The organism is Azoarcus sp. DD4 (genome assembly GCF_006496635.1).
In the GTDB taxonomy this organism is placed as follows: domain Bacteria; phylum Pseudomonadota; class Gammaproteobacteria; order Burkholderiales; family Rhodocyclaceae; genus Azoarcus.
Genome location: NZ_CP022958.1, coordinates 1588906 through 1614279, shown reverse-complemented (window position 1 = coordinate 1614279; position 25374 = coordinate 1588906). Strand labels below are relative to the sequence as shown.

At 67.8% G+C, this 25374-nt stretch carries 25 protein-coding genes; 7 read left to right on the top strand and 18 right to left on the bottom strand.

Annotated elements, in window-relative coordinates; genetic code table 11:
* The first annotated feature begins 49 nt into the window (after nucleotides 1-49).
* Both CJ010_RS07660 and CJ010_RS07655 read left to right on the top strand, forming a co-directional pair.
* Entirely contained in the window at nucleotides 50-451 is a 402-nt protein-coding gene (locus CJ010_RS07660; protein ID WP_141017487.1) for a VanZ family protein, read from the top strand.
* Nucleotides 452-547: 96 nt separating this feature from the next.
* On the top strand, nucleotides 548-2488 hold the full coding sequence (locus CJ010_RS07655) for a U32 family peptidase (RefSeq protein ID WP_141017486.1): 1941 nt from the start codon (nucleotides 548-550) through the stop codon (nucleotides 2486-2488).
* A 14-nt stretch (nucleotides 2489-2502) separates the two neighbouring features.
* Here the strand turns inward: CJ010_RS07655 and CJ010_RS07650 are convergent, their stop codons facing one another.
* The 4 genes from CJ010_RS07650 to CJ010_RS07635 form a co-directional block, all read right to left on the bottom strand.
* A complete protein-coding gene (locus tag CJ010_RS07650) occupies nucleotides 2503-2703 on the bottom strand; it encodes a SlyX family protein (protein WP_141017485.1) in 201 nt (66 codons plus the stop codon).
* Between the two features lie 75 nt (nucleotides 2704-2778).
* Nucleotides 2779-3045: a hypothetical protein gene (locus CJ010_RS07645; protein ID WP_141017484.1), complete on the bottom strand. Its 267-nt coding sequence runs from the start codon at nucleotides 3043-3045 to the stop codon at nucleotides 2779-2781.
* Nucleotides 3046-3054: 9 nt separating this feature from the next.
* Nucleotides 3055-3789 (bottom strand): dinitrogenase iron-molybdenum cofactor biosynthesis protein, encoded by a 735-nt coding sequence (locus tag CJ010_RS07640; RefSeq protein ID WP_141017483.1) that lies wholly within the window; start codon nucleotides 3787-3789, stop codon nucleotides 3055-3057.
* Between the two features lie 144 nt (nucleotides 3790-3933).
* Nucleotides 3934-4857, bottom strand: a complete 924-nt coding sequence (locus CJ010_RS07635) for a LysR substrate-binding domain-containing protein (RefSeq protein WP_141017482.1) — start codon at nucleotides 4855-4857, stop codon at nucleotides 3934-3936.
* Nucleotides 4858-4971: 114 nt separating this feature from the next.
* Here CJ010_RS07635 and CJ010_RS07630 point away from each other — a divergent pair, with 114 nt between their 5' ends.
* On the top strand, nucleotides 4972-6138 hold the full coding sequence (locus CJ010_RS07630) for a mandelate racemase/muconate lactonizing enzyme family protein (protein WP_141017481.1): 1167 nt from the start codon (nucleotides 4972-4974) through the stop codon (nucleotides 6136-6138).
* An 86-nt stretch (nucleotides 6139-6224) separates the two neighbouring features.
* On the opposite strand, the gene yiaA is transcribed toward CJ010_RS07630, so the two are convergent.
* Nucleotides 6225-6653 (bottom strand): inner membrane protein YiaA, encoded by a 429-nt coding sequence (gene yiaA, locus CJ010_RS07625; RefSeq protein WP_205754913.1) that lies wholly within the window; start codon nucleotides 6651-6653, stop codon nucleotides 6225-6227.
* 203 nt (nucleotides 6654-6856) lie between these two features.
* Here yiaA and CJ010_RS07620 point away from each other — a divergent pair, with 203 nt between their 5' ends.
* Nucleotides 6857-8491: a methyl-accepting chemotaxis protein gene (locus tag CJ010_RS07620; protein WP_168224916.1), complete on the top strand. Its 1635-nt coding sequence runs from the start codon at nucleotides 6857-6859 to the stop codon at nucleotides 8489-8491.
* Here CJ010_RS07620 and queG read toward each other — a convergent pair.
* Nucleotides 8481-9557, bottom strand: coding sequence for a tRNA epoxyqueuosine(34) reductase QueG (gene queG, locus CJ010_RS07615; RefSeq protein WP_141017478.1), 1077 nt, complete (start codon nucleotides 9555-9557; stop codon nucleotides 8481-8483). The genes CJ010_RS07620 and queG overlap by 11 nt on opposite strands.
* A 12-nt stretch (nucleotides 9558-9569) precedes the next feature.
* Here queG and tsaE point away from each other — a divergent pair, with 12 nt between their 5' ends.
* Nucleotides 9570-10097 carry a tRNA (adenosine(37)-N6)-threonylcarbamoyltransferase complex ATPase subunit type 1 TsaE gene (gene tsaE / locus CJ010_RS07610; RefSeq protein ID WP_141017477.1) on the top strand — a complete coding sequence of 176 codons (528 nt, stop codon included), beginning with the start codon at nucleotides 9570-9572 and terminating at the stop codon, nucleotides 10095-10097.
* The gene (locus CJ010_RS07605; RefSeq protein ID WP_141017476.1) at nucleotides 10040-11383 is read left to right on the top strand and encodes an N-acetylmuramoyl-L-alanine amidase; all 1344 of its coding nucleotides are present in this window, start codon (nucleotides 10040-10042) and stop codon (nucleotides 11381-11383) included. Before tsaE ends, CJ010_RS07605 begins: the two co-directional genes overlap by 58 nt.
* 143 nt (nucleotides 11384-11526) lie before the next feature.
* Here CJ010_RS07605 and map read toward each other — a convergent pair whose 3' ends face one another.
* Together map and CJ010_RS07595 are read right to left on the bottom strand one after the other, a co-directional pair.
* The gene (map, locus tag CJ010_RS07600) at nucleotides 11527-12309 is read right to left on the bottom strand and encodes a type I methionyl aminopeptidase (RefSeq protein ID WP_141020614.1); all 783 of its coding nucleotides are present in this window, start codon (nucleotides 12307-12309) and stop codon (nucleotides 11527-11529) included.
* Nucleotides 12310-12353: 44 nt separating this feature from the next.
* Nucleotides 12354-12587 (bottom strand): ParD-like family protein, encoded by a 234-nt coding sequence (locus CJ010_RS07595; protein WP_141017475.1) that lies wholly within the window; start codon nucleotides 12585-12587, stop codon nucleotides 12354-12356.
* A gap of 203 nt (nucleotides 12588-12790) precedes the next feature.
* On the opposite strand from CJ010_RS07595, the gene CJ010_RS07590 reads away from it, so the two are divergent.
* The gene (locus CJ010_RS07590) at nucleotides 12791-13222 is read left to right on the top strand and encodes a DUF2141 domain-containing protein (RefSeq protein ID WP_240794525.1); all 432 of its coding nucleotides are present in this window, start codon (nucleotides 12791-12793) and stop codon (nucleotides 13220-13222) included.
* A gap of 52 nt (nucleotides 13223-13274) precedes the next feature.
* Here the strand turns inward: CJ010_RS07590 and CJ010_RS07585 are convergent, their stop codons facing one another.
* The 10 genes from CJ010_RS07585 to CJ010_RS07545 form a co-directional block, all read right to left on the bottom strand.
* A complete protein-coding gene (locus tag CJ010_RS07585) occupies nucleotides 13275-14942 on the bottom strand; it encodes an FAD-dependent oxidoreductase (RefSeq protein WP_141017474.1) in 1668 nt (555 codons plus the stop codon).
* Between the two features lie 27 nt (nucleotides 14943-14969).
* Complete coding sequence (gene petA, locus CJ010_RS07580; RefSeq protein WP_141017473.1) at nucleotides 14970-15560, bottom strand: ubiquinol-cytochrome c reductase iron-sulfur subunit; 591 nt, start codon at nucleotides 15558-15560, stop codon at nucleotides 14970-14972.
* A 250-nt stretch (nucleotides 15561-15810) separates the two neighbouring features.
* Nucleotides 15811-17181 carry a sigma-54-dependent Fis family transcriptional regulator gene (locus CJ010_RS07575; RefSeq protein WP_141017472.1) on the bottom strand — a complete coding sequence of 457 codons (1371 nt, stop codon included), beginning with the start codon at nucleotides 17179-17181 and terminating at the stop codon, nucleotides 15811-15813.
* Nucleotides 17182-17290: 109 nt separating this feature from the next.
* Nucleotides 17291-18040: a porin gene (locus CJ010_RS07570; RefSeq protein WP_240794524.1), complete on the bottom strand. Its 750-nt coding sequence runs from the start codon at nucleotides 18038-18040 to the stop codon at nucleotides 17291-17293.
* A 142-nt stretch (nucleotides 18041-18182) separates the two neighbouring features.
* Nucleotides 18183-19748, bottom strand: coding sequence for a GMC family oxidoreductase (locus tag CJ010_RS07565; protein WP_141017471.1), 1566 nt, complete (start codon nucleotides 19746-19748; stop codon nucleotides 18183-18185).
* A gap of 25 nt (nucleotides 19749-19773) precedes the next feature.
* Nucleotides 19774-20367 (bottom strand): twin-arginine translocation signal domain-containing protein, encoded by a 594-nt coding sequence (locus tag CJ010_RS07560; RefSeq protein WP_141017470.1) that lies wholly within the window; start codon nucleotides 20365-20367, stop codon nucleotides 19774-19776.
* Nucleotides 20368-20420: 53 nt separating this feature from the next.
* Nucleotides 20421-20822: a VOC family protein gene (locus CJ010_RS07555; RefSeq protein ID WP_141017469.1), complete on the bottom strand. Its 402-nt coding sequence runs from the start codon at nucleotides 20820-20822 to the stop codon at nucleotides 20421-20423.
* Nucleotides 20823-21210: 388 nt separating this feature from the next.
* Entirely contained in the window at nucleotides 21211-23274 is a 2064-nt protein-coding gene (locus CJ010_RS07550; protein ID WP_141017468.1) for a sigma-54-dependent Fis family transcriptional regulator, read from the bottom strand.
* 201 nt (nucleotides 23275-23475) lie between these two features.
* Nucleotides 23476-23628 carry a hypothetical protein gene (locus CJ010_RS25130; protein ID WP_168224915.1) on the bottom strand — a complete coding sequence of 51 codons (153 nt, stop codon included), beginning with the start codon at nucleotides 23626-23628 and terminating at the stop codon, nucleotides 23476-23478.
* Between the two features lie 86 nt (nucleotides 23629-23714).
* Nucleotides 23715-25352: a molecular chaperone GroEL gene (locus CJ010_RS07545; protein WP_141017467.1), complete on the bottom strand. Its 1638-nt coding sequence runs from the start codon at nucleotides 25350-25352 to the stop codon at nucleotides 23715-23717.
* Nucleotides 25353-25374 lie beyond the last annotated feature (22 nt).

The window sequence follows — 25374 nt, the reverse complement described above, 5'->3', positions numbered from 1 at the left end:
GGCGCTGCCGGGTTCAAGCCCGAGCCATTCCACTGGATTTTCGACCGCCATGCCCCAGACATCCGCCGCGTGCCCTCCCACCTTCCTCACCCTGCTGCGTGCGGCCTATGGCTTGGCACTGGCGGCGATATTCTGGCTGGCGGTGCAACCGGCGCCGGACATCGTGGTGCTGTTCTCGTGGCAGGACAAGGTCGAGCATGCCCTGCTGTTCTGCGCGCTGGCCGTGTCCGGCCTGGCGGCCTGGCGCTCGCGCCCGGCCGCCATCGTCGTCGGCCTGATGCTCTACGGCGCGGCGATGGAAGTGGCGCAGTCCTTCACCGCATTTCGCGTCGGCGACCCCTGGGACTGGCTCGCCGACGCCATCGGCGTGCTGGCCGCACTGCCGCTGCTACGCCTCTTGCCGCAGCGCTGGCTGACGGGCGCAAGGCACTCGTCCGGAGCGGACGCTTAAGCGGTATCATTGCGCACCCAAAAAAAGGGCGGCAGCACCCGATAAGCCCTTTTTCGATCAATGACTTGCCCAGCCCCGACGCAACACGCCGCAGCCATGAGCCACAACCGCAAGGTCCTCGAACTACTCGCCCCCGCCAAGACCGCCGATATCGGCATCGAGGCCATCAACCACGGTGCCGACGCCGTCTACATCGGCGGGCCGTCCTTCGGCGCGCGCTCGGCGGCGGAGAACACCGTGGCCGACATCGCCCGCCTGTGCGCGCACGCCCACCGCTACCACGCGAAGATCTTCGTCGCGCTCAACACCATCCTGCGCGACGACGAACTCGAAGCCGCCCGCCAGCTGGTGTGGCAGGTATATGAGGCCGGCGCCGACGCGCTGATCGTGCAGGACATGGGCCTGCTGGAACTGGACCTGCCGCCCATCCAGCTGCACGCCAGCACCCAGACCGACATCCGCGACGCCGCCAAGGCGCGTTTCCTGCAGGACGTCGGCTTCTCGCAGATCGTGCTGGCGCGCGAACTCAGCCTCAAGCAGGTGCAGCAGATCGCCGCCGCCACCGATTGCCAGCTCGAATACTTCGTGCACGGCGCGCTGTGCGTGGCCTACAGCGGCCAGTGCTACATCAGCCACGCCCACACCGGGCGCAGCGCCAACCGCGGCGAGTGCTCGCAGGCCTGCCGGCTGCCCTACGACCTCGCCGACAAGGACGGCAACATCGTCGCCAGCGACCAGCACATGCTGTCGATGAAGGACAACAACCAGAGCGCCAACCTGCGCGCGCTGGCCGACGCCGGGATCAGCTCGTTCAAGATCGAGGGCCGCTACAAGGACCTCTCCTACGTCAAGAACATCACCGCTCACTACCGCCAGCTGATCGACGAACTGATCGACGGCGCCGACGGCGAGTACAGCCGCGCCTCGTCCGGGCGCAGCCAGTTCCTGTTCACGCCGCGCCCGGAAAAAACCTTCAACCGCGGCTACACCGACTACTTCGCCAACGAACGCCAGCACGGCATCGAGGCCTTCGAGTCGCCCAAGTTCGTCGGCGAGGCCATAGGCCGGGTGACCAAGATCGACAGCCGCCAGCGCAGGTTCTTCGACGTCGAGCGTACCGAGCCCATCCACAACGGCGACGGGCTGGCCTACTACAACCCCAAGGGCGACCTCGTCGGCCTGCGCATCAACACCGCCGAGCAGCTCGCCGACGGCACAGACCGGCTGTTCCCGTCCGACGCGCTACCGGCCGACCTGGTGCCCGGCACCGCGGTCTTCCGCAATCACGACCACGCCTTCGAACGGCTGCTGGAGAAGAAATCCGCCGAGCGCCGGGTCCGGGTGGATCTGCGCCTGTACGACACCGCCGACGGCTACGGCCTCGGCCTCACCGACGAAGACGGCGTGCAGGTCGACGTCACCGTGACCTGTGTGCGCGAACCGGCGCAGAACGTGGAACGCGCCCTTGCCGGCCTGCGCGACAACCTCGCCAAGCTGGGCAACACCATCTTCACCGTCGGCGAACTCCGGCTGGACGTGGCCGGCGCGCCCTTCATCCCCGCCTCCATGGTGAACGGCCTGCGCCGCGAAGCCTGCGACAAGCTCGAAAGCGCGCGCCTCGCCGCCCATCCGCGCCCACCGCGCGCCGCGGCGGTCGAACCGCCGGCGCCCTACCCGCAGGATGCGCTGTCCTATCTCGCCAACGTGCTCAACGACAAGGCGCGCGCCTTCTATGCGAAGCACGGCGTCAGCCTGATCGAAGCGGCCTACGAGGCCAACGAAGAGACCGACGAAGTCTCGCTGATGATCACCAAGCACTGCCTGCGCTACAGCTTCAACCTGTGTCCGAAGGAAGTGAAAGGCATCCGGCCCGAGCCGATGACGCTGATGAACGGCAAGGAAAAGCTGACCTTGCGCTTCGACTGCAAGCGCTGCGAAATGCATGTGGTGGGCAAGCTCAAACCGCACGTCGCCCATCTGCACCAGCACGTACCGGCGCAGAAGCTGCAGTTCTACGCCTCGCGGCCGACGGTCTGAGAGGCGCTTCGCGCCTAGTAGTGCGGCGGGATCTCGTCTTCCGGGCGCAGGCGCGCGGCCGGCTGGGCGGACTGCACCTGCTGGGCGAGCTGGCGTAGCTGCTGCTGCAACAGATCGATCTGCTGCTGCTGGCGGTAGACGGTGCGATTGAGTTCGTCGAGCTGGTCTTCGGCCAGCATCTGCTTGGCTTCGAGGCGTTCCAGGCGGTCTTCCATGGGGGTTCCGGGGCGATGGCAGGGCGCGATTCTAGCCCTCCGCCACCGCCCCGGCCACGAAAGCGGTGCCGAAACTCAGCGCGTCGCCGCCATTGCAGCCACCGCGGCGGTCAGCGCCGGCACGATCTCCGCACCATCGCCGGCATCCAGCAGTTCGCGCGCATGCTCTATCAGCGCCTGGGCCTCGTCCTCCTGTTTGCCGACCTTCAACTCCGCGGCAAAGCGCCCGATGCTGCCCGCGACCAGGCGGGTGATGCGACCGTTCTCGCCCGCCACCTTGGAGGTCTTGATCGCATTGGCGATCAGGTCGGTGATGATGGCGTGGTAATCCTTGTCGGCCACGGCATCCTCCTATTCTTCGACCAGTTCGGCGTTGTAGTTCTTCAGGCGCTGGCCGGCAGCAACACCGAGGATCTTGGCCAGCCAGGGCGGCGGCGAGTCGGTCATCATGTGCTGGAACTCGGCCAGCACCACCGCGGCCTCGCCGCCCTCGATGCGCTTGATCGGGTAGATGCCGCCCTTGATGACCTTGGCCGCGGCCGGACCGCCGACCGAGACCACGTAGAGCACATGGCAGTCGGAGATGAGCTGGACGCGGAAACCGTTCTTGTCTTCGGCGAAATCGGCCTCGAGCGCGTCGCGGATGCCGACCAGGCGGGCTTCGGTGGTCGACACCTGGTAGACCAGGTAGCGCACACAGGAACCGAAATGGCCATTGAGCGCCTCGCCGCTGTCTGACGCGAGCGCCACCCGCACCGAGCCCGGCATGTCGCCTTCCTCGTAGGGCTGCACCGGCGGCAGCACCTCGCCGTCGGCGTCACCCCAGAGGATGCGCACTGCCAGCTTCATCGCTTCCAGGCCGATGCCGATGTCCTCGCCGTCTTCCTCGCCGTCGGCGCTGGCGAAAGCGGTCTTGAGATCGGTGACGGTCACGGTGCGCAGCTCGTCGACGTCGATCTGGTCGCTGCCGATGCGGTTCTGCAACACGTCGATCAGTTGCGGCAGGGTGATGCCGGGCATGGCCCGCGCCGCCAGCGCCACGCGCAAGGCGGCATCACGGGTGATCGGGGCTGGACTCTGTTGCATGGGAGAGACTCCTCTGTCGGGGATTTTCACAATCTCCAAAGCACGATGAGTGCCAACCGGCATCGTCGCAGCACCTTCCTCCAAGCCGCTGATTCCATTGAACTCATGCAAAGCCGCCGGCGGTAGGTCGACGCCGCGGCAATGTCACACGCTCGACAATTGCCCGCTCCGCTCCGGCGCAGACGGCGCAAAGCGGTCCAGCAGGAAATCGATGAAGGCACGCACCCGTGCCGGCTGGTTGCGGCGCGCCGGATACACCGCGTAGAGGTCGGCGGTGGGCAGGGTGTAGTCCGGCAGTACCGCGCGCAAGCGGCCGCTTTCCAGGTACTTCGCCAGATCCCATTCCGAGCGGATGAGGATGCCGTGGCCGTCCAGCGCCCAGCCCAGCACCACATCGCCGTCGTTGGAGGACAGCGTGCCGCGCACCTTCACCGTCTCCACATGGCGGCCGCTCGACAGCCGCCAGATGCCGTAGGCGTCGTCGTTCTGGCGGTGAAGGATGCAGGCGTGGCGGGTGAGTTCGGCCGGTGTCTGCGGCGCACCGTGCGTTTCGAGATAGGCCGGCGAGGCGCACAGGAAGCGGCGGTTGCTCATCAGCTTGCGCGCCGACAGGCGGCTGTCCGGCAGTTCGCCGAAGCGGATCGCGAGGTCGAAGCCGGTGGCGACGAGGTCGATGGGCGCGTCGGTGAGCTGCAACTGCACCTCCACTTCCGGATGCTGGCGCGCGAAGGCGGACACGATGGGCGCGATCGTGGTGCGGCCGAAGCCGAGCGTGGCGTTGACCCGCAGCAGGCCCTTGGGCGCGGCGCGCCGATTGCCCAGCGAGGCTTCCATATCCTCGATGTCGGCAAGGATGCGGCGCGCGTGTTCGAGGTAAAGCTCGCCCTCGTCGGTGAGGCTCACCCGCCGCGTGCTGCGGTTGAGCAGGCGCACGCCGAGGCGCTGCTCGATCTGCGCCAGCCGCTTGCTGACCGCTGGCGGCGTCAGGTTGAGTTCGCGCGCGGCGGCGGTGAAGGAACCCTTGTCGGCGAGCAGCAGGAAGAAGGCGAGTTCGGAAGGAGCGTCCATTTTTAACTTTTTCGACCTAATGATTTTAATTCTTATCGATTCTACGTCTTCTGGAATTCAATAAGCTTCGCTCCGTTCGCTGCCGCTTGCAGCGCCCCCAAGGAGGAAAGCCCCATGAAAATCATCGACATCCGTGAAGTCACCAAGCCGATCAAGTCCAACATCCGCAACGCCTACATCGACTTCAGCAAGATGACGCTGAGCCTGGTGGCGGTGGTCACCGACGTGATCCGCGACGGCAAGCCGGTGATCGGCTACGGCTTCAACTCCAACGGCCGCTACGGCCAGGGCAGCCTGATCCGCGAGCGCTTCCGCCCGCGCCTGCTCGAAGCCGCACCGGAATCCCTGATCAACGATGCCGGCGACAACCTCGATCCGCACAGGATCTGGGCGACGATGATGACCAACGAGAAGCCCGGCGGCCACGGCGAGCGCTCGGTGGCCGTGGGCACCATCGACATGGCGGTATGGGACGCGGTGGCGAAGATCGCCGGCAAGCCGCTCTACCAGCTGCTGGCCGAGCAGTACGGCACCGGTACGCCCGATCGCAAGGTGTTCGTCTATGCCGCCGGCGGCTACTACCACCCGGGGCAGGATCTGGAAGCGCTGAAGAACGAGATGCGCGGCTACCTGGACCGCGGCTACAAGGTGGTCAAGAAGAAGATAGGCGGCGCCCCGCTCGCCGAGGACCTGCGCCGCATCGAGGCCATTCTTTCCATCCTGCCCGCGGGCTGCAAGCTGGCGGTGGATGCCAACGGCCGCTTCGACCTGCCCACCGCGATCGACTACGCCAAGGCGCTGTCGCAGTACGACCTGTTCTGGTACGAGGAGGCCGGCGACCCGCTGGACTATGCGCTGCAGGCCGAACTGGCGAACCACTACGCAGGCCCGATGGCCACCGGCGAGAACCTGTTCTCGATGCAGGACGCGCGCAACCTGATCCGCTACGGCGGCATGCGCCCCGACCGCGACTGGCTGCAGTTCGACTGCGCGCTGTCCTACGGCCTGGTCGAATACCTGCGCACGCTGGAGATGCTGAAGGACAACGGCTGGTCGCCCAGCCGTTGCATTCCCCACGGCGGCCACCAGATGTCGCTCAACATTGCCGCCGGCCTCGGCCTCGGCGGCAACGAGTCCTACCCCGACCTGTTCCAGCCTTACGGCGGCTTCCCCGACGGCGTCAAGGTGGTCGACAGCCATATCGAGATGCCCGAGCTGCCCGGCATCGGCTTCGAGGGCAAGGCCGACCTCATCGCCGAGATGCGCGCGCTGGCGAGCTGATTCTCGTAGTAGCGCGATAGCGGCCTCCCTTCGCGGGGCTCGGCCGCCATCGCTCGTTTCATCTGTGAACGTGACGATGCATGGGCCTAGGCGCCGGCGTCGTCGCCGACCAGGCCCGACGGCGCACCGTCGTTCAGGCGGGCGACGTCGCGCACGTTCTTCTGGACGGCAATCGCCGCGAACAGGCTCAGGAGGAAGGACATCGCATAGAAGCCCTTTTCGCTCGACGCCAGCGTCGCGTTCCACAGGCCGATGGCCAGCAGCAGTACCGCCAGCATGAAGGACAGCCAGCACAGCCCGTGGTAGATCCCGGTTGTCGGTGTACCTTCGAGCCGGTCGCGCACCGTCTTCTGTAAGGACACCGCGGCGAACAAGCCATACATCAGGACGGTGAAGTAATAGCCCTTTTCGTTGAGCTGCATGTCGGCATTCCAGAGACCGACGAGATAGGTGAGCGCGCCGATGAACAAGGCTGCCCACGAAGCCCCGATGAAGGCGCCAGTAGGTTTGTGCATGTGCGGAGGCAACTGCATGATTCATCCTTCGGAGTAAATGACGTGTCAATATATATTCAATTGACATTAATTTGCCAGCTCGACCGGGGGCGATTCCGGCCGGCGTCGCGGAGACGACTTCCGGTAGCATCGGGCTGATTCGCGCTCAAGCCACGACAACGATGGCCGTTGAGGACACAACGAACTCTCTCAGGACCGCTCCCATGACCGTCAAGGCCCGTCTCATCCTGCTTTCCCTGCTCGGCTCGGCCGGCATGCTGGCCATCGGCCTGTACGCGCTGTTCGAGCTGTCCGGCTTCAACCTCGCCATGGCCGACTCCTTCGCCCGCATCAAGGCCGGCGAATCCTCGCTGGTCGCGGTCGGCCGCGCGCAGGCGGCCTTCAAGACCCAGGTGCAGGAGTGGAAGAACGTGCTGATCCGCGGTAACGATGCCGCCACCTACGAGCGCCACCTGAAGGGCTTCGAGCACGAGGAAGCGCTGGTGCAGCAGGAACTGGCCAAGGTGCAGCCCTATGCCCGTGAAGCCCTGCCCGGGATCGACATCGGCGCCCTGCTCGCCGAGCACCGGCAGATGGGGCAGCGCTACCGCGAAGCGCTGAAGCGCTTCGATGCCAACGACCCCGAAACCGGCAAGGCGGTCGACAAGGCGGTGCGCGGCATGGACCGCACCTTTGCCGGCGGCCTAGACAAGCTCGTCGAAGCCATCCAGGCCCACGAGGCGGCCACGCTCAACGACACGCTCGCGGCCGCCGGCCACACCCACGCCACGGTGCGGACCAGCCTGCTGGTGGTGCTGGTGGTGCTGATCGGCGCAATGGGCACGATGGCGACACTGATGGTCCAGCGCATCGTGCGGGCCCTGACCGGTCTGGCTGCGACGATGAACCGTGCCGCGCGCGAACGCGACCTGCGCCTGCGGGCCGCGGCGGACGGCCAGGACGAGATCGCCGCCACCGGCCGCGGCTTCAACAGCATGCTCGAAACCTTTCAGCAGCTGGTCCGCCAGATCAACGAGCAGGCGGGCAGCGTCGCCGGCAACACGGCAGACGTGGCGCGTGCGGTGGGACACATCGACGGCAGCGTGAGCGTGCTCAACGACTCCACCGCCACCGTGGCCGCCTCCATCGAACAACTCACCGTGTCGATCAACCATGTGCGTGACAACGCCGCCCAGACCCTGGACATCACCCGCGAGTCGGCCCGGCTGGCCAACGAGGGCGGCGAGGTGGTCGGCCGCACGGTCGGCCGCATGCTCGACACCGCCGGCCGCGTGCGCGAAGCCGCCCGCAACGTGGACGAACTCGGTGCCCACTCCTCCGCCATCGGCGACATCGTGCAAGTCATCCGCGAAGTGGCCGAGCAGACCAACCTGCTCGCCCTCAACGCCGCCATCGAGGCAGCCCGCGCCGGCGAGCAGGGTCGCGGCTTCGCGGTGGTGGCGGACGAAGTGCGCAAGCTCGCCGAACGCACCGCGCAGGCAACGCGCGAGATCGGCGTGAAGATCGCCGCCGTCCAGCAGCAGGCCGGCCAGGCAGTGGAGGAAATGCGCCAGATGGTCGAGCAGGTCAACGCCGATGCCGAACTCGCGCGCGAAGCCGGCGAGGTGATCGTGCACATCCAGGACCGCACCCGCCGCGTCGTCGACGTCGCCAGCGAGATCAGCGCGGCGCTGCACGAGCAGGCGGTGGCGAGCGACACCATTGCCCGCCAGCTGGAAACCATCGCCCGCTCCAGCGACCAAAGCACCGCCGCGCTTGGCGATACGACGCGTTCGGTGCGCAGCCTGGAAGGCATGGCCGCCCGCATGCACGAGGCGGCGGCGCAGTTCAGCGTCTAGCGTCCCTGCCCGCCGGGCAGTGGCGGGCGAGCGCCCAGGCGACGTGCTCGCGTACCAGCGCCGACGGGTCGTCCGAACGCGCGCGCAGCGCGGCAAGCACCTCCGGCGTCGTCGGCGCATTGCCGAGCGCCACCGCGATGTTGCGCAGCCAGCGTTCATGGCCGATGCGATGGATGGCGCTGCCGGCGGTGCGCTCGTCGAACTCGGCCGCCGTCCAGGCGAAGAGCTCGCACAGCGTCGCCTGGTCCAGCCGGTGGCGCGGCGAGAAGTCCGGCTCGGCGGTAATCCTGGCGAAGCGGTTCCACGGACAGACCAGCTGGCAGTCGTCGCAGCCGTAGATGCGGTTGCCGACGAGCGGTCGCAGGTCTTCCGGGATGGCGCCGTCCAGCTCGATGGTGAGATAGGAAATGCAGCGCCGCGCATCCACCCGGTAGGGCTCGACGATGGCGCCGGTGGGGCAGGCGTCGATGCAGGCGTGGCAGCTGCCGCAGTGCGGCGTGACCGGCGCATCCACCGGCAGCGGCAGGTCGGTGAACAGCTCGCCGAGGAAGAACCAGGAGCCGGCGCTGCGATCGAGCAGCAGGGTGTGCTTGCCGCGCCAGCCCAGCCCGCTGCGGCTGGCAAGCTCCACCTCCAGCACCGGCGCCGAATCGACGAACACCCGGTAGCCATGCGGCGCAACCGCGGCGATGCGGTCGGCCAGCTGCTGCAGACGCTTGCGCAAGACCTTGTGGTAGTCGCGCCCCAGCGCGTAGCGCGACACATAGGCCCGCGCCGGATCGGCCAGCGCCGCCCCGGCATCGTCCGCCTGCGGCCAGTAATCCATCCGCGCGCTGATCACCCGCAGCGTACCGGGCACCAGTTCGGCCGGACGGGCGCGCTTCATGCCGTGGCGCGCCATATAATCCATGCCGCCGTGAAAGCCGGCCGCCAGCCAGCGCTCGAGGCCTTCTTCGGCGCTGCCCAGATCGATATCGGCAATCGTGACCGCACCGAATCCGAGCTCCGTGCCCCATTGCCGGATACGCGCCACGAGCGCGGCCAGGCTTTCCGTTTCCCCCGTCACCGAGAGGTTTTCATGATCAGCATCGTTCTCTCCGCCGATGATAGCGATGCGCGCCTGCAAGCGCACTTGCCGGGCGAGGACGACACCCTCGCGCTGGGCGCCGCGCTGGCCGCGGCCCTGCAACCGGGCCTGCACATCTGGCTGCAGGGCAACCTCGGCAGCGGCAAAACCACCCTCACCCGCGGGCTGCTGCGTGCACTCGGTCACACCGGCAAGGTGAAGAGCCCGACCTACACCTTGATTGAACCTTACTCAGTTTCTAGATTAGACTTATATCACTTTGATTTTTATCGCTTCAACGCGCCGGAAGAGTACCTGGATGCTGGGCTGGACGAATATTTCGCCGGACAGGGCGTATGCATTGTGGAATGGCCTGACAAGGCGCTGCCCTATCTCGACCAACCCGACATCGAACTTCGGCTCGATCCGGAAGGAGACGGCCGTGTCGCAAACGTCGCAGCAAGAAGCGAGGCGGGGCGAACATGCGTGATCGAACTGGCCAATCTGCTGAAACAAACCCCGCCTCCAGGCGCGGCCTGAGCCGCCGGGAGCTGCTCAAGTTCACCGGTGCCTCGCTGACCCTGCTGGTCACGCGCACCGGCCACGCCGCGGCCAGCCTGCTGGCGGTGCGGGTCTGGCCTGCCGAGGAATACACCCGGATCACACTGGAAGGCACGGCCGAGCCCAAATTCACCCACATGCTGGTGAAGGATCCGGAACGCCTGGTGGTCGATCTCGAAGGCGTCGAACTCAACAGCGTATTGCAGTCGCTGCCCTCCAAGGTGCTCGACACCGACCCCTACATCCGCCTGATCCGCGCCGGCCAGAACCGGCCCGGCGTGGTGCGTGTGGTCATCGAACTGAAGGCCGAGACCAACCCGCAGGTGTTCACGCTGAAGCCGGTAGGCGACTACGGCCACCGCCTGGTGCTGGACCTCTACCCCACCCAGCCGGCCGACCCGCTGCTCGCACTGATCCAGAAGCCCTCGCCGATGGACGCCGCCGCCGGCGACAACGGCAGCGGCGTCCAGCAAGCCACCCGCGAACTGCGCCCGCCGCCGCACAACGATGCCCCGCAGGCCGCCAAGCGCAATGTGCCGCAGGTAAACCGCCTGTTCACCGTGGTGCTCGACCCCGGCCACGGCGGCGAAGACCCCGGTGCGGTCGGCCGTGCCGGCAGCTACGAGAAGAACGTCACCCTGTCGATCGGCCGCCGCCTCAAGCGCAAGATCGACAGCGATCCCGGCATGCGCGCGGTGCTCACCCGCGACGGCGACTTCTTCGTGCCGCTTGCCCAGCGCGTCACCCGCGCCCGCAAGGTCCAGGCCGACCTCTTCGTCTCCATCCACGCAGACGCCTTCGTACGCCCCGAAGCGCGCGGCAGCTCGGTGTTCGTGCTGTCGGAAAGCGGAGCCTCCAGCTCGGCCGCACGCTGGCTGGCGCAGAAGGAAAACGATGCCGACCTCATTGGCGGCGTCAACCTCGCCAGGCAGGACGGCCACCTCGCCCGCACCCTGCTCGACCTCTCGCAGACCGCCACCATCAACGACAGCCTCAAGCTCGGCAAGGCGGTACTGTCCGAACTCGGCGACATCAACACCCTGCACAAGGCCCATGTGGAACAGGCCGGCTTCGCGGTGCTGAAGGCGCCGGACATCCCGTCCATCCTGGTCGAGACCGCCTTCATCAGCAATCCCGAAGAAGAGCGCCGCCTCAACGACGACGCCTATCAGGACAAGATGGCCGACGCCATCCTGCGCGGAATCAAGCGCTACTTCGAAAACAACCCGCCCAACCCGCGGACCAAGGTCGCGCAGCTGGGTTGAGTCGGGTTTGTTTGGTCAGGTCTGGTCGAGTCGGACTGGCTGGCCCGGCCTGACGCCGGGCCTTGCCCTGCTCCGGCGGTCGAGGACCGCGGCGGCCGGATGTCGTGGCTCGCCGCTTCAGTGCGCGTCGACAGGCCACCGCGTCAACACGCCGCAGCGGGCGAAGGCGACACTTCTGAAGTGATGGGCGAATAGTCCCCGTATTCGTCGGGCCACGAAGTCAGGATCTCGAAGCCGCCATCCGTTACGGCCACCATGTGCTCCCACTGTGCCGACAGGGAGCGATCCTTCGTCACGACCGTCCAGCCGTCAGCCAACTGCTTCGTCCCTGGTCTGCCCGCATTGAGCATTGGCTCGACAGTGAAGATCATGCCCGGCTCTAGCACCAGACCCGCGCCCGGCCGGCCGAAGTGCAGCACCTGCGGTTCGTCATGATAGACAGTCCCGATGCCATGACCGCAGAAGCCGCGCACGACGCTGAATCCCTCGCGGTGCGCGACGGTCTGAATGGCGTGGCCAACATCGCCCAGTGTTGCGCCAGGGCGCACCGCCAGAATGCCGGCGCGCAGCGCCTCATAGGTCGTGCGCACCAGGCGCCTGGCAAGAATTCCCGGTTCCCCAACAAAATACATGCGGCTGGTATCACCGTACCAGCCGTCCTTGATGACGGCGACGTCGACGTTGATGATGTCGCCATCCTTCAGACGTTTGCAGGAAGGGATCCCGTGGCAAACGACATGGTTGACGGAAGTGAGGATGGTGTTCGGATAGCCGTTGTAGCCCACGTTGGCAGGGATGGCCTTCAATTCGTCGACGATGTAGTCGTGGCAGATCCTGTCCAGTTCGCCCGTGGTAATGCCTGGCCTGACGTGCTCGGCAATCATCCTGAGCACGTCTGCCGCCAATGCGCCTGCGCGCCGCGCCATCCCGATCTCCGAGTCCGAACGGATGGGAACGTTGTTCCTGACCGTCACGCCGCCTCCGGCTCGACGGCCGGCCGAACGGCAGCCGGGATGAGATCCGCAGCCTGATGTGCCTGAATCAGCAACTGGCAGATGTCGCCATAGCTCAACGTGGGATTGAGTTCGGCCAACATGCCGACTCGAAGCCAGTGTTCGGCTTGCGCGTTGATGGAGCGACTGAGCGCAGCGCTGGTGGAGCGCAGGTTTTCGTGCATCTGCTCGGAGATCTTCAGAATTCCCATGCTTATACCGGATATATGATTAGTAGTCGTTTCATATATTAGCATGGGTGCTTTGACAGCCAAACGTCAGCCTTCAAGAGAACTGAAAGCGGACTCAGGGTCGGCAACGCTAGCCCGACGGCCCAGTACACCCTCAGCCCGGAACCCCCGCCCCCATACACCGTCCACCACGGCGACATTCCACCAGCCGAGGATTCCCCGACGTGACCACGCCACCCCTGCCCCGCCTTGCCGCCCTTCTTTTCACCCTCGGCGCAAGCCCGGTCTTCGCCGCCCAGCCGCTGGAGGTCAGTCTTGCCGGCGTGCAGCATGCGCGCGGCAGCGTCCGGGTCGGCCTTTACGCCGATCCCAAGACTTTCCGCAAGGAAGCGCAGGCCTACGCGGTGGAGCAGGTGCCGGCTGCGGCCGGCACGGTGACGGTCCGTTTCACTGAGGTGCCGCCCGGGCGCTACGCGATCATGGCCTACCACGACGAAGACGGTAACGGCGAACTCAACCGCCGCCTGGGCATGTTCCCGACCGAGGGCTACGGGCTGTCGAACAATCCGTCGGTGATCGGTCCGCCGGCCTTCGACGACAGCGCCTTCGATGTCGGCGAAGGCGCGCAGAGTGTCGGCATCGAGATGCGCTACTGAAGAGGGAGAACGGCGCCGGTAGCAACTGCCGCCGGCGCCGTGGCCGATGCGCTCAGACGCTCGGCAGCCGGGCCGGCGTGCGCGGATCGATGTTGGCCTTGAGGCCGCCGCTGAAGCTCGTGACCGCAAAGCCCTGCTGGCGCAGGATGCGGGCGGCGAAATAGCTCATCTTGCCGAACGCGCACAGCGTGACCACCGGCCGGTTCCGGTCCAGTTTGTCCAGATTGGCGCGCAGCGTGGCGAAGGGAATGTTGATGACCTTGCCCGGCGCCGGATAGGCTTCGGCCAGCGGCCTGGGCCGGACATCGACCACCTGCACCCAGGGGTCGGTCGGCAGCGCGGTGGTGTGGCTGACGAGCCCGTCGCGGCGGTTGCAGGCCGCGAAGCCGGCCAGATTCACCACGTCCTTGGCGGTGCCGAAGGGCGGCGCGTAGGCCAGCTCCAGATGGCACAGGTCCTCCACCGTAAGGCCGCCGGTGATCGCGGTGGCGAGCACGTCGAGGCGCTTGTCTATGCCCTCGAAGCCGCTCGCCTGCGCGCCGAGCAGGCGGCCGCTCACCGGATCCCACAGGATCTTCAGCGTCAAGGGCCGTGCACCGGGATAGTAGGTGGCGTGCTGGTGATCGTTGACGGTGACCGTGTCGAAGGGGGTGCCGGCGGCAAGCAGGCGTTTTTCGCTCCAGCCGGTGATGCCGGCAACCGCCCCGAAGGCACGCACGATGGCCGTGCCCTGCGCACCGGGGAAAGGACGTGCCAGGTCGGGGCGGAACATGTGGTCGGCAGCCACCCTGCCCTGCCGGTTGGCCGGGCCACCCATCGGCACGGCGGTCCGTCCGCCCGATACGCGGTCGGCGACTTCCACGGCATCGCCGGCGGCATAGATGTCGGGGTCGGACGTGCGCTGGAATTCGTCGACCACGATGTGTCCCTGCGGACCGAGCTGCAGCCCGGCCTCGCGGGCGAGATCGGTGTCTGGGCGGACGCCGATGGCCAGCACCACCAGATCGGCATCTAGCGTCTTGCCGGATGCAAGGTGGCAGCGCAGGGCGTCCTCCAGGGGCTCGAAGCGCGCCACCGCATCGCCCAGCGTCAGGCCGACGTCGTGGTGGCGCAGTTCGCTCTCCAGCAGCGCCGCCATGGTCGCGTCGAGTTGGGGAAAGACCTGCGGCTGCAGCTCGACCAACTGCACCGACAAGCCCCGGCGATGCAGCTGCTCGGTCATCTCGAGGCCGATGAAGCCGGCGCCGACCACCACCGCGCGCATGCCGGACGCGGTGGCGGCGACGATGCGGTCCATGTCCTGCAGGTTGCGCAGCGTATGGATCCGGGCGTCGCCGACGCCGGGCAGGGCCGGCCGCAACGGCGCCGCGCCGGGCGCCAGCATGAGCTTGTCGTAGTGCTGCCACTCGGGGCTGCCACTGTCCAGGTGGCGGACCTCGACCCGCTTGTTGGCGCGGTCTATCCGTATGGCTTCGCAACCGGTGCGGACATCGAGCTTGAGCAGGCTTTGCAGCGAGGCCGGCGTCTGCACCGCGAGCACTTCGCGGCTGCCGATCTCGCCGCCGATGAAGTACGGCAGGCCGCAATTGGCGAACGAGACGTCGGGGCCGCGCTCGATCATCATGATCTCGGCGTCCTCGCGCAGGCGGCGGGCGCGCGCGGCGCAGGAGGCGCCGGCGGCCACGCCGCCGATCACCAGCAGTTTGGGAACAGTCGTCATGGATAAGCCTTGTCGGAAGATACGGGGTCAGGCCGAAGCGGTGTCGGCCTCGCCGATGCGCACGACGGCATCCGACAGCCAGGCGTGGGGCGGCACTTCGAGGTTGGTCGGCGCCGGCTGCTTGAGAAAGACACGCCCTGCAAGGTCGAAAGTCGAACCGTGGCAAGGGCACAGAAAGCCGCCGGGCCAGTCGGCCGCCATGCCGGCGCCCGCCCCGGTGGCGAACTTCTCCGACGGCGAGCAGCCGAGGTGGGTGCAGATCCCGATCACCACCAGGAATTCGGGCCGGATCGAGCGATGCGGATTGGTCGCGTAGTGGGGCTGCTGCGCCTCGGACGAGGCTGCATCGGCCAGGCGGGCGTCGTGCTCCGCCAGCGCGGCCAGCATCGCCGGGCTGCGTCGCAGGATCCAGACCGGCTTGCCGCGCCACTCGACGGTCATCATTTCGCCGACGGCCAGCTTGCCGACATCGACCTCGACCGGCGCGCCACTGGCGCGGGCGCGGGCCGACGGCGTCAGGCTGGCGACGAAGGGGACGGCCGTCGCGGCAGTGGCCACGGCGCCGGCACCGGTGGTGGCAATCAACAGTTTGCGACGATCTTCGAGAAAGGCAGACATGACGGCTCCGGGGCTGGCCTGCAGGCGGCATCGTTCGGAAAGTTGAAGCGGAACCGCCGGAGCCTGTCCGTAGCGCTGTCGCCGTCCCAGGGGTTTGGCGATCGCAGAGGTGACGATCGGGTGGCGACCGCGGCGCGGCCCCGCTTCAGCACCCGTTCTGCAAACCCCGTGCCAACGCCCGGTTACCGCGGTTTTGCAGGGTTGAAGCCGTTCGTCGCGGTGCCAGACACTGCCACTACCGCCATTTCCGTCAAGCCATGTCAGCGTCGTCTGGCAGCGTCTGCGCCTGGTCGAGGCCAAGCGCCCGCAGCCGCCGGTAGAGCGTGCGCTCGCTCAGGCCGAGCTTGCGCGCCAACTCGCGCCGGCTGCCGCGATGGCTGCGCAGCGCCCGGAGCAAGGCCTGGCGCTGCACTTCGTCGAGGTCGAGCGCAGCCTCGTCTGCCGCCGCGAAGGCCGGGCCGCCAACGCTGGGGATCGAGGGCGAAGGCGGCTGGCGCACTTCCTCGGCGAGGTGCTCCGGCCCGATCAGATCGCCATCGCACATCAGGCTGGCGCGTTCGAGCACGTTGCGCAGTTCGCGCACATTGCCCGGGAAGGGGTAGGCGGCCAGCACCCGCAGGGCCGCGGGCGACAGCGCCAGACCACGATGGGGCGCCACCCGTTCGAGCAGCGACGCCACCAGCAGCGGCAGGTCTTCGGTCCGCTCGCGCAGCGCCGGCACGGTGATCGGAAAGGTGTTGATGCGGAAATAGAGGTCCTGCCGGAACCGGCCGTCGCGGATCATCTGCTGCAGCGGCCGGTGGGTAGCGGAGACGAGCCGGATGTCGGCGCGGCGCAGCTCGGTGGAGCCGACCCGGCGATAAGTTCCCGTTTCCAGCAGGCGCAGCAGCTTGACCTGCATGCCGAGCGGAATGTCGCCCACCTCGTCGAGGAAGAGCGTGCCGCCGCTGGCGGCTTCGACCAGGCCGGTCTTGCGCGCCACCGCGCCGGTGAAGGCGCCGCGTTCGTGGCCGAACAGCTCGCTCTCGAACAGCATTTCAGGCAGCCCGGAACAATCGACCACGACGAAGGGGCGGTCGGCACGCCGGCTGGCCTCGTGCACCGCAGCGGCCACCAGCTCCTTGCCGGTGCCGGATTCGCCCTGCAGCAGCACGCTGGCATCCGACGGCGCCACCCGCATCACCAGTTCGAGCATGCGCTGGAAGGCCGGCGCGCGGCCGATCAGGCCGCGATGGTCGGACACGCCGCGGGCAACGTGCATCGGCTCCATCTTCTCGATGAACCAGGCGATCTCCCCTGCCGCATCGCGCACCGGCGACAGCTCGATGTTCACGTACTCCTCGCCGCGCGGGGTATGGTGCAGGTGCAGCACACGCTCCCTTTGGCCGGACTTCAGGCTCTTGGCCAGGGGGCAGGATTCGCCGGCACGGTCGCAGGGCACGCTGTAGTGGTGCGAAACTTCGTAGCAGGTGCGCCCGACGACGTCACGCCCCGCTGCGCAAGAACCGCGATAGGCCGCGTTGGCGGCGACGATGCGGTAGTTGCGGTCGCACAGGATGTGCGGCTCGGCCAGGGTTTCGATGAAGGACACCAGCTCGGGCAAGGGGCGCGGATCGGACATGGACTGTCAATTGTGGCGGCGTGGATGGCAGCAACTCTGCCCCCGCGTCAGCCCCGGCGTCAATTCCGGCTGCAGATGCGGCAGCCCGCGCCCGGTGCGCTGCCGCCGCTCAGAACTCCCACGTCAGGCCGGCGTTGAAGAAGCTGCGATCATTGCCGCGACCGACGGCGGCCGAGAGCTTGACGCCGTCGGCGACCTCGTAACGCCCGCCCGCGGCCCGGTCCGGCCGGCTACCGCTGTCGCCGTAGGTTTCCACCGTCAGGCTCAACCCGTCCGACAAGGCGTGCTCGGCGCCCACGCCCCAGGTGGTGACCGCCTCGTCGTCGCCATCGAAACGGCCCCATTCCCGGCCCAGATTGAGATGCAACGCCTCGCCCGACGCCCAGCGCCAGCTCGCCAGGCCGGTCAGCCCCTGACTGCGGCCCCACCGACGCGGGCCATCGTCAGGCTCGAACGCCTCGCGCACGATTTCGTACCTGATGCCGAGGGCAAGCCCGGTTTCCGGCTGCAGCGGCACCCACTTGACGGCAAGGCCCCGGCTCCACTGGTTGCGCCAGGGGTCGCGGGCCGGGTTGTGGCCACGCGCGTAGGCCAGTTCCAGCTCCAAGTTCTCGAGCGGCGCATAGCCTGCCGCCAGTTCGAGCCCGCGCAGGTCGTCGTCGCGCGACCAGCCGAGTTCCAGCTTGCCGCCGCCGGCCGCCAGGGTGCCGGCGTCGTCCACCGTCATCGGCCGCTCGCTGCTGGCCGGTTGCGCCGCCAGCAAAGTCAGGGCAAGGACTATCGCCTGCAGCCTGCGCCCGCGGCGCGGGTGCTGCACGGCGCCCATGTTGCGGCACTGCCGCCGATCTGCAATCCACATGATCGCTACACCAAAAAAAGAACGCCGGACGGAGCCGGCGCCAAGGAGGGAGGTGCACTGCTCTTGTATCGAGCGATTCTTGACCCGCGGCCCTCGCCCGGGGCCGTCGGATGGCGGCCGGCGCGAACCGGCCGTCATCCGATCAGAGGGCGCGTGCCTGCATCTGCCCGGCGATGTACTCGGCCTGGCGGATGGCCAGCGTGACGATGGTCAGCGTCGGGTTTTCCGTCGCGCCGGTGGTGTACTGGCTGCCGTCCGAAATGAAGAGGTTGGGGATGTCGTGCGTCTGGCCCCACTTGTTCACCACGCCGTCACGCGCCTTTGCGCTCATGCGGCAGGTGCCCAGGTTGTGGGTCGAGGGATAGGGCGGCACCTCGTACACCTTCTTCGCCCCCACCGCCTGGTACAGCGCCGTGGACTGCTGGTAGGCGTGCTTGCGCATGGCGACGTCGTTGGGGTGGTCGTCGTAGTGCACGTTGGGCACCGGCAGGCCCCACTGGTCCTTCTCGGTGGCATGCAGGGTGATGCGGTTGGATTCCTGCGGCATGTCCTCGCCGACGATCCACAGCCCCGCCATGTGCGCGTAGTGGTCCATGGCATCGGCGAAGTCCTTGCCCCAGCCGCCGGGGTTGAGGAAGGCGGCCATGAAGGGCAGGCCGAGCGACAGCGTCTCCAGCTCGTAGCCGCCGGCAAAGCCGCGCTTGGTGTTGTGGTGCGCCTCGTCCTGCACGATGCCGGCCATGGTGGTGCCGCGGTACATGCGCACCTCCTGCTCGAAGGTGGCGTAGACCGAACCGGTGGTGTGGCGCATGTAGTTGCGGCCGACCTGGCCCGACGAGTTGGCCAGCCCGTTGGGGAACTTGCTCGAGGCCGACATCAGCAGCAGGCGCGGCGTCTCGATGGCGTTGCCGGCCACGCACACCACCCTCGCCTTCTGGCGCTGCTCCTTGCCGTCCTTGTCGAAATACACCACACCGCTGACCTTGCCAGCGGCATCGTGCTCGATGCGGGCGACGTGGCATTCGGTGCGCAGCTCCAGCTTGCCGGTCTTCTCCGCGGCGGGAATCTCCGTATAGAGCGTGGACCACTTGGCGCCGCTCTTGCAGCCCTGGAAACAGAAGCCGTACTGCTGGCAGGCGCCGCGATCGGCGCGCGGCTGGCTGTTGATCGCCATGCGCCCGGTGGTCGCGCCGTAGCCCAGCTTGGTGGCGCCGTTATAGAACACCTTGAAGTTGTTGTTGCCGGGCAGGCCGGGGATGTCGGTGGTGCGCGTCACGCCCATCTTGTCTTCGGCGCGCGCGTAGTAGGGTTCCAGCTCCTTCAGCGTCAGCGGCCAGTCGAGCAGGTTGGCGCCGGCGACGTCGCCATACACCGTGCGCGCCTGGAACTCGTGCTCCTGGAAGCGCAGCGAGGCGCCCGCCCAGTGCGTGGTGGTGCCACCCACCGTCTTGCAGATCCAGGCCGGCAGGTTGGGAAAGTCCTTCGCCACCCGCCAGCTGCCGGAGGTGGTTCGCTTGTCGGTCCACGACAGCTGACCGAACGCGGCCCACTCGTCGTTGATGAAGGTGGCCGGCGACTGGCGCTTGCCCGCCTCCAGCACCACCACCTTCACGCCCTTCTGGCACAGCTCGTTGGCCAGGGTGCCGCCGCCGGCGCCCGAACCGATGATGACCACTACCGAATTGTCGTCGTGCTTGTACGTTGCCATGATGTTCTTGTCCTCGGATGCGGGGTCAGGCGCCGAACGGCGCCGGGCTGGCCTGGGCGCTCGGGTTGGGCAGCCACTTCAGGTCGTTGAAGCCGCGCAGCAGATAGCCGCCGCCCTGCTGGAAGGCATTGCCTTCGTAGCCGAAGTGGGCAAAAGCCAGTTCGTTGTTGTAGAGCGCCACTACCGCGGTGCCATGCACCTTCAGGAAGAAGGGCTTGCCGGCCAGGCTGGCGACGATGGCGTCCTTCTTGGCCAGCGGTGCGCCCGCCCAGTTGCCGCCCGCCAGCTGGGCCAGCGTGGCGACGCCGTCCACCAGCAGCTTGCGGGTCTCGGGGCTCTTGGCAGCGGCGGCATCCAGCTCCTTCACCACCAGTGCATAGACGGCGTCGTCCAGCTTGTCGTGGGGGAAGATGCGGCGACAGAAGCCGAGCAGCGCTTCACCGGTGGCCTGGTCCAGGCTCTTCAGCTCCAGCGCCCAGGCGCGGCTCGGGGCGAGCGCCAGCAGTGCGCTGGAACTGGCCCACAGGGTGCCCACGAGCAGGCCGCTGCCCTTGAGGAAGGCCCGCCGGGTCACGCGCGGCGCGGCGAGCGCGCCGAGGGATACGGGATGTTCGGACATGTTGTCTCTCTCCTTGTTGGTATGGGGGTGCTACTGCGCTGCCGGGGCCGCGGTCACTGGTAGTGGCCGTGGCGTTCCAGCACCTCGACCTTGTAGCCGTCGGGGTCCTGGATGAAGAAGAAGCGGGCGATCAGGGCGTCGCCGTCGCGGAAGCTCTTGACGTCGGTGGGCAGCAGGCCCAGCGCGACGAGGCGGCGATGCTCGGCCTCGACGTCGTCTACGCAGACGGCGATGTGGCCGTAGCCGGTGCCGTGGGTGTAGGGCTCGCTGCGCCCCTTGTTGAGCGTGAGTTCCAGCTCGAAGTCGTTCTCGGGGTTGCGCAGGTAGGCCAGCGCGAAGTCGGGGAAGTCGAGGCGGTAGGCCTCTTCCAGTGCTAGCGCATCGCGGTAGAAGGCCAGGGACTTGTCCAGGTCCAGGACCCGGATCATGGTGTGGATGAGTTTTGGCTTTGGCATGGGCGTCTCCCTCTATGGTTCTCGGAGGCAAGCGCCGCGTGCGTCGGGGTCGTTCACAGGAGGAGAGCCCTTCCCCTCGGCACGACGGCAGCTTGCAGAAAGCCTTATTGCAACCCCTGTGCCAAGCCGCGCAACACCCGAAGAATCACTGCAACATACTGTATTTTATAGACTTTATTTTCCAGACCCGACCGCAGCGCACGCGCGCGGGATGACCCGCGTCCCAAGATCGGACGCCACCGCCAGCGTGCCTCGCGGGGCACGACTGATATTGGGACAGGCAGGCCGGCCGCCATTGCGCTGGCAAGGCGCGGCCTGCAAAGCACTGCGGCCGCCGGGTATGCCCCGGCGGCCGCAGTGGTGAAGATACGCAACAGGAAGATGCGGCTTAGTCGGGCGCGCCGCCGCCTTCGGCCTCCAGGTTGCCGCCCGCCGCACGCACGAAATCCTCCAGCCCGTAACGTTCCACCTTGCGGTACAGGGTGCTGCGCGAAATGCCGAGCAGGCGTGCCGCCTGGGCGAGATTGCCCTGGAAGTTGATCACCGCCTTCTGGATGGCGCAGCGCTCGGCCGCCTCCAGGCTGGCGCACTCCGGCTCCACCCCCGGCACCGGCGGACGCACGCGCTGCGGCACCGCGGCGAGGATCTCTTCCGGCAGTTCGTCCAGCCGCACCGTCGGCTCGGACGACATCAGCAGCAAGGACTCGATCACGTTGCGCAGTTCGCGCACGTTGCCCGGCCAGCAATAGGCTTCCAGCGCCTCCAGCACCTCCGCGCCAAGCTGTCGCCGCGCCACGCCATGACGCTCGGCGAGCTGTTCGGCGAAGTGCGTGGCCAGCAGCGGAAGATCGCCTTCGCGTTCGCGCAGCGGCGGGATGCGCAGGCGGGTCACGCCGATGCGGTAGTAGAGATCGCGGCGGAAGCGGCCGGCGGCCACCTCGTCGCGCAGGTTGCGGTTGGTCATGGCGATCAGCCGCACATCCACCCGGCGCGGCTGGGTGTCGCCCAGGCGGTAGACGATGCCCTCCTCCAGCGCGCGCAGCAGCACCGGTTGCAGGTCGAGCGGCATCTCGCCGATCTCGTCCAGACAGAGCGTGCCGCCATTGGCGAGTTCGAAGCGGCCCGGCCGGCCGTCGTTGGTGGCGCCGGTGAAGGCGCCGCGCACATGGCCGAACAGATCGGCGGCGATCAACTCCTTCGACGCCGCCCCGCAGTTGTAGGTGATGAAGGGACCGCCAAGGTGTTCGCCGCCGTGCAGCGCGCGGGCGAAGAGTTCCTTGCCCACCCCGGTCTCGCCCTCGACCAGCACCGGCACCCGCTTGGTGGCGAGCTTGCGGCCCAGGCCGGTCGCTTCCTGCATCGCCGTGCTGCGGCCGAGGATGCTGTCGAAACAGGAGCGCCGCGGGTCGGCTTCGGAACTCTGCTCGGCCAGCCGCGCCACCGGCGAGCCACGCACGCCGCGCCCCGGAACCAGCACCACCGCACCCACCGTGCGCCCGCCCGACACCACCGGATGCAGCCATTCCGGCCGCAGGCCTTCGGGCAGGTGCTCGGCCCACTCTTCGATGTCGGCATGGGGCCGGAATCCGGGCAGCCGTTCGCCCACGCCCACCGGCAGCGGCACCCGCCCGGCGGAGTGGATCAACCGCCCCTGACGGTCGATCGCAACCATGCCGGCGGCATCGGTCAGCGACAGCTTGCCCATGCACTGTTCGAGCAGGCGCAGGCGCTCGCCGAGCGCACTCTGCGACAGCACCATTTCGATCTGGTGGGCGAGCGACACCGCCAGCAGCAGGTTGTTGCGCTGGTAGGTCTGCGGCGGACCGGAGATGTCGAGCACGCCGAGGATATCCTGCGTGCCCGGCTCGAAGATGGGCGCCGCGGCACAGGTCCAGCCCTTGATGCCCTCGCAGAAGTGCTGGGCGCCGTGGATGTGGGTCGGGCAGCGGGTGGCGATCGCGGTGCCGATGCCGTTGGTGCCGACCACCGCCTCGCACCAGTTGCCGCCGGTCATCAGGTGGATGTCGCGTGCCGCCTCCAGCGTCGCGGCATCGCCGGCGGCGTCCAGCACCACGCCCTCGGGGCTGGTGAGCAGCACGATGGAACGCGACCCGGCCAGCAGGTCGCAGGTATGGGCGAAGAGGTTGGCGGAGGCCGCCATCAGTTCGCGATGGCGATGACGCAGCGGCGCCATGTCGTCGCCGCGCGCCACCACCGGTGCAGCGCGGCCGACCGGGTTGACCCCGGCGGCGCGGCTGCGGGTCCAGGAATCCAGCACCGGCGAATCGACCGCACTCGGCGTCAGCGGCTCGCCGGTCAGGAAGCGCTCCCAGGCCGAGTAGGTGGCGCGCTCGAGCGCCACGTCCTCGTTCCCGGCCAACTGCATGCCGAAGCCGCACTGCACCGCCTCGGCCTGCCGAGCGCCGGACTTTCGGTAAGAAACGTCCCGCATGTCTCACTCCTTTGGAGCGGACGGGCTACGGCCGATCTGGCGTCGGCCTGGCCCGCCCTGTCTCTTTTGATCAATGCATCTGACGTGCATCTCGCTGGCTCGACCCAGCTACAGACAGTAAATAATACCCTCATTCAACGGCTGGAAAGGCACCCGGACTATCACCGACAGGATAGTCCGGGCGACCCGGACGGACCGGCTTCAGGCGTAGAAGCCGCCGGACAGCCAGATCAGCAGGCCGGCCATCCAGATCACCAGGCCCAGCACCCGTTGCAGGCGCCGGACCGGGCTCCTGGGGAGCACGAACAGCGGCAGGAAGGCCGCCGGGTAGTGGCGGTCGGAAGTCTCGTTCATCGCGTCAGCATCCCGAAATTGGACGAAGGCCCGGGACACCGCGTGCGGTTTCCCGGGCAGGACGGAGCCTCTGAACCCGGCGGGACTCAGTCGCGGCCGTAGTGCTCGGCGCCGCCGCCGGTGGCCGGGCCGGCGGTGGGATCGACGATCTCCGGCTTCTTCGCCACCAGGGTCTGGGTGGTGAGGATCAGGCCCGCGACCGACGCCGCATTGCGCACCGCGGTGTAGCTGACCTTGACCGGATCGATCACGCCTGCCGCCACCAGGTCGACGAAGGCGCCGCTGCGCACATCCAGGCCATGGCCCGGTTCGGCACGCATCGCCTGCTCCACCACCTTGTCGCTATCCAGGCCGGCGTTGCTGGCGATGTGGTAGAGCGGACGCGACAGGGCGCGCTGCAGCAGGCGCACGCCCTGCTGCACGCCGCCGCTGGTGTTCGCCACCAACTGTTCGAGCCGGCCGGCCGCCTGCAGCAGGGTGACGCCGCCGCCGGGCACGATGCCTTCGGCGATCGCGGCACGCGCCGCATGGATGGCATCCTCGATCAGCAGCACGCGGCGCTTCTGCTCCACCGGCGTGGCGCCGCCGGCGAGGATGAGCGCGGTGCCGCCGGTGAGCTTGGCAAGCCGGTCCTGGAACTTGTCGCGCTCGATGTTCTGCGGTGCGAGCTCGTACTGGCGCTGCACCTGCTTGCGCCGCGCGGTGATCGCTTCGTGGCTGCCGCCGCCGCCGGAGATCACCGTCTGGTTGGACGAGATCCGTACCTGGCGCGCGCTGCCGAGGTCGGCCAGGGTGACGTCCTTGAGCATGCCACCGAGGTCGCGCGCGATGACCTTGCCGCCGGTGACGATGGAGATGTCCTCCAGCATGGACTTGCGCCAGTGGCCGTACTCGGGCGGGTGGATGGCCGCCACCGGCACGCCGGTCTTCTCGCGCCACGCCATCAGGCTGACCACGCAGGCGGGCGCCACTTCCTCGGCGATGATGAGTAGCGGCCGCTTGCTGCCGGCGAGCAGGCTCTGCAGCACCGCAATCTCTTCCTGGCTCTGCAGGCGCTGGTCGGTCATCAGGATGTAGGGATCGTCCAGCACCACCTGCATCTTCTCGACGTCGGTGACCATGTGGTGCGACAGGTAGCCGCGGTCGAAGGCCATGCCGTCGAGCACGTCGAGCGTGGTCTCGACGGTGGTGCCGTACTCGACGTCGACGATGCCGTCCGGGCCGACCCGTTCCAGCGCCTCGGCCACCAGCGCACCGGTGCTCTCCTCGTTGGCCGCGACCACCGCCACCGCGAACACGTCCTCGCGGCCGCGCACCGGGATGGCCATGGACTTGAGCGCGGCGATGGTCTCCTCGACCGCGAGATCCAGCCCCTTGACCAGTTCGACCGGCTTGGCGCCGGCCTGGACACAGGCGAGGCCGCCCTGCACCAGCGCGTCGGCCAGCACCGTGGCGGTGGTGGTGCCGTCGCCGGCGACCTCGTTGGTCTGGCGCGAGACCTCGCGCAGCACCTGGGCGCCGATGTTCTCGAACGGGTCTTCCAGCTCGATCTCGGCGGCGATGCTGACGCCGTCGCGCGAGATGATGGGGGTGCCGATGGGGCGGTCGATGATGGCGTTCATCCCCCGCGGGCCGAGGGTGCCGCGTACCGCCTTGGCCATCTTGGCGACGCCGCGTGCCAGGGCGGCGCGGGCTTCGTCGTCGTGCAGCATGATGTTGGGCATTTTGTCTCTCCTCCGGTATTTG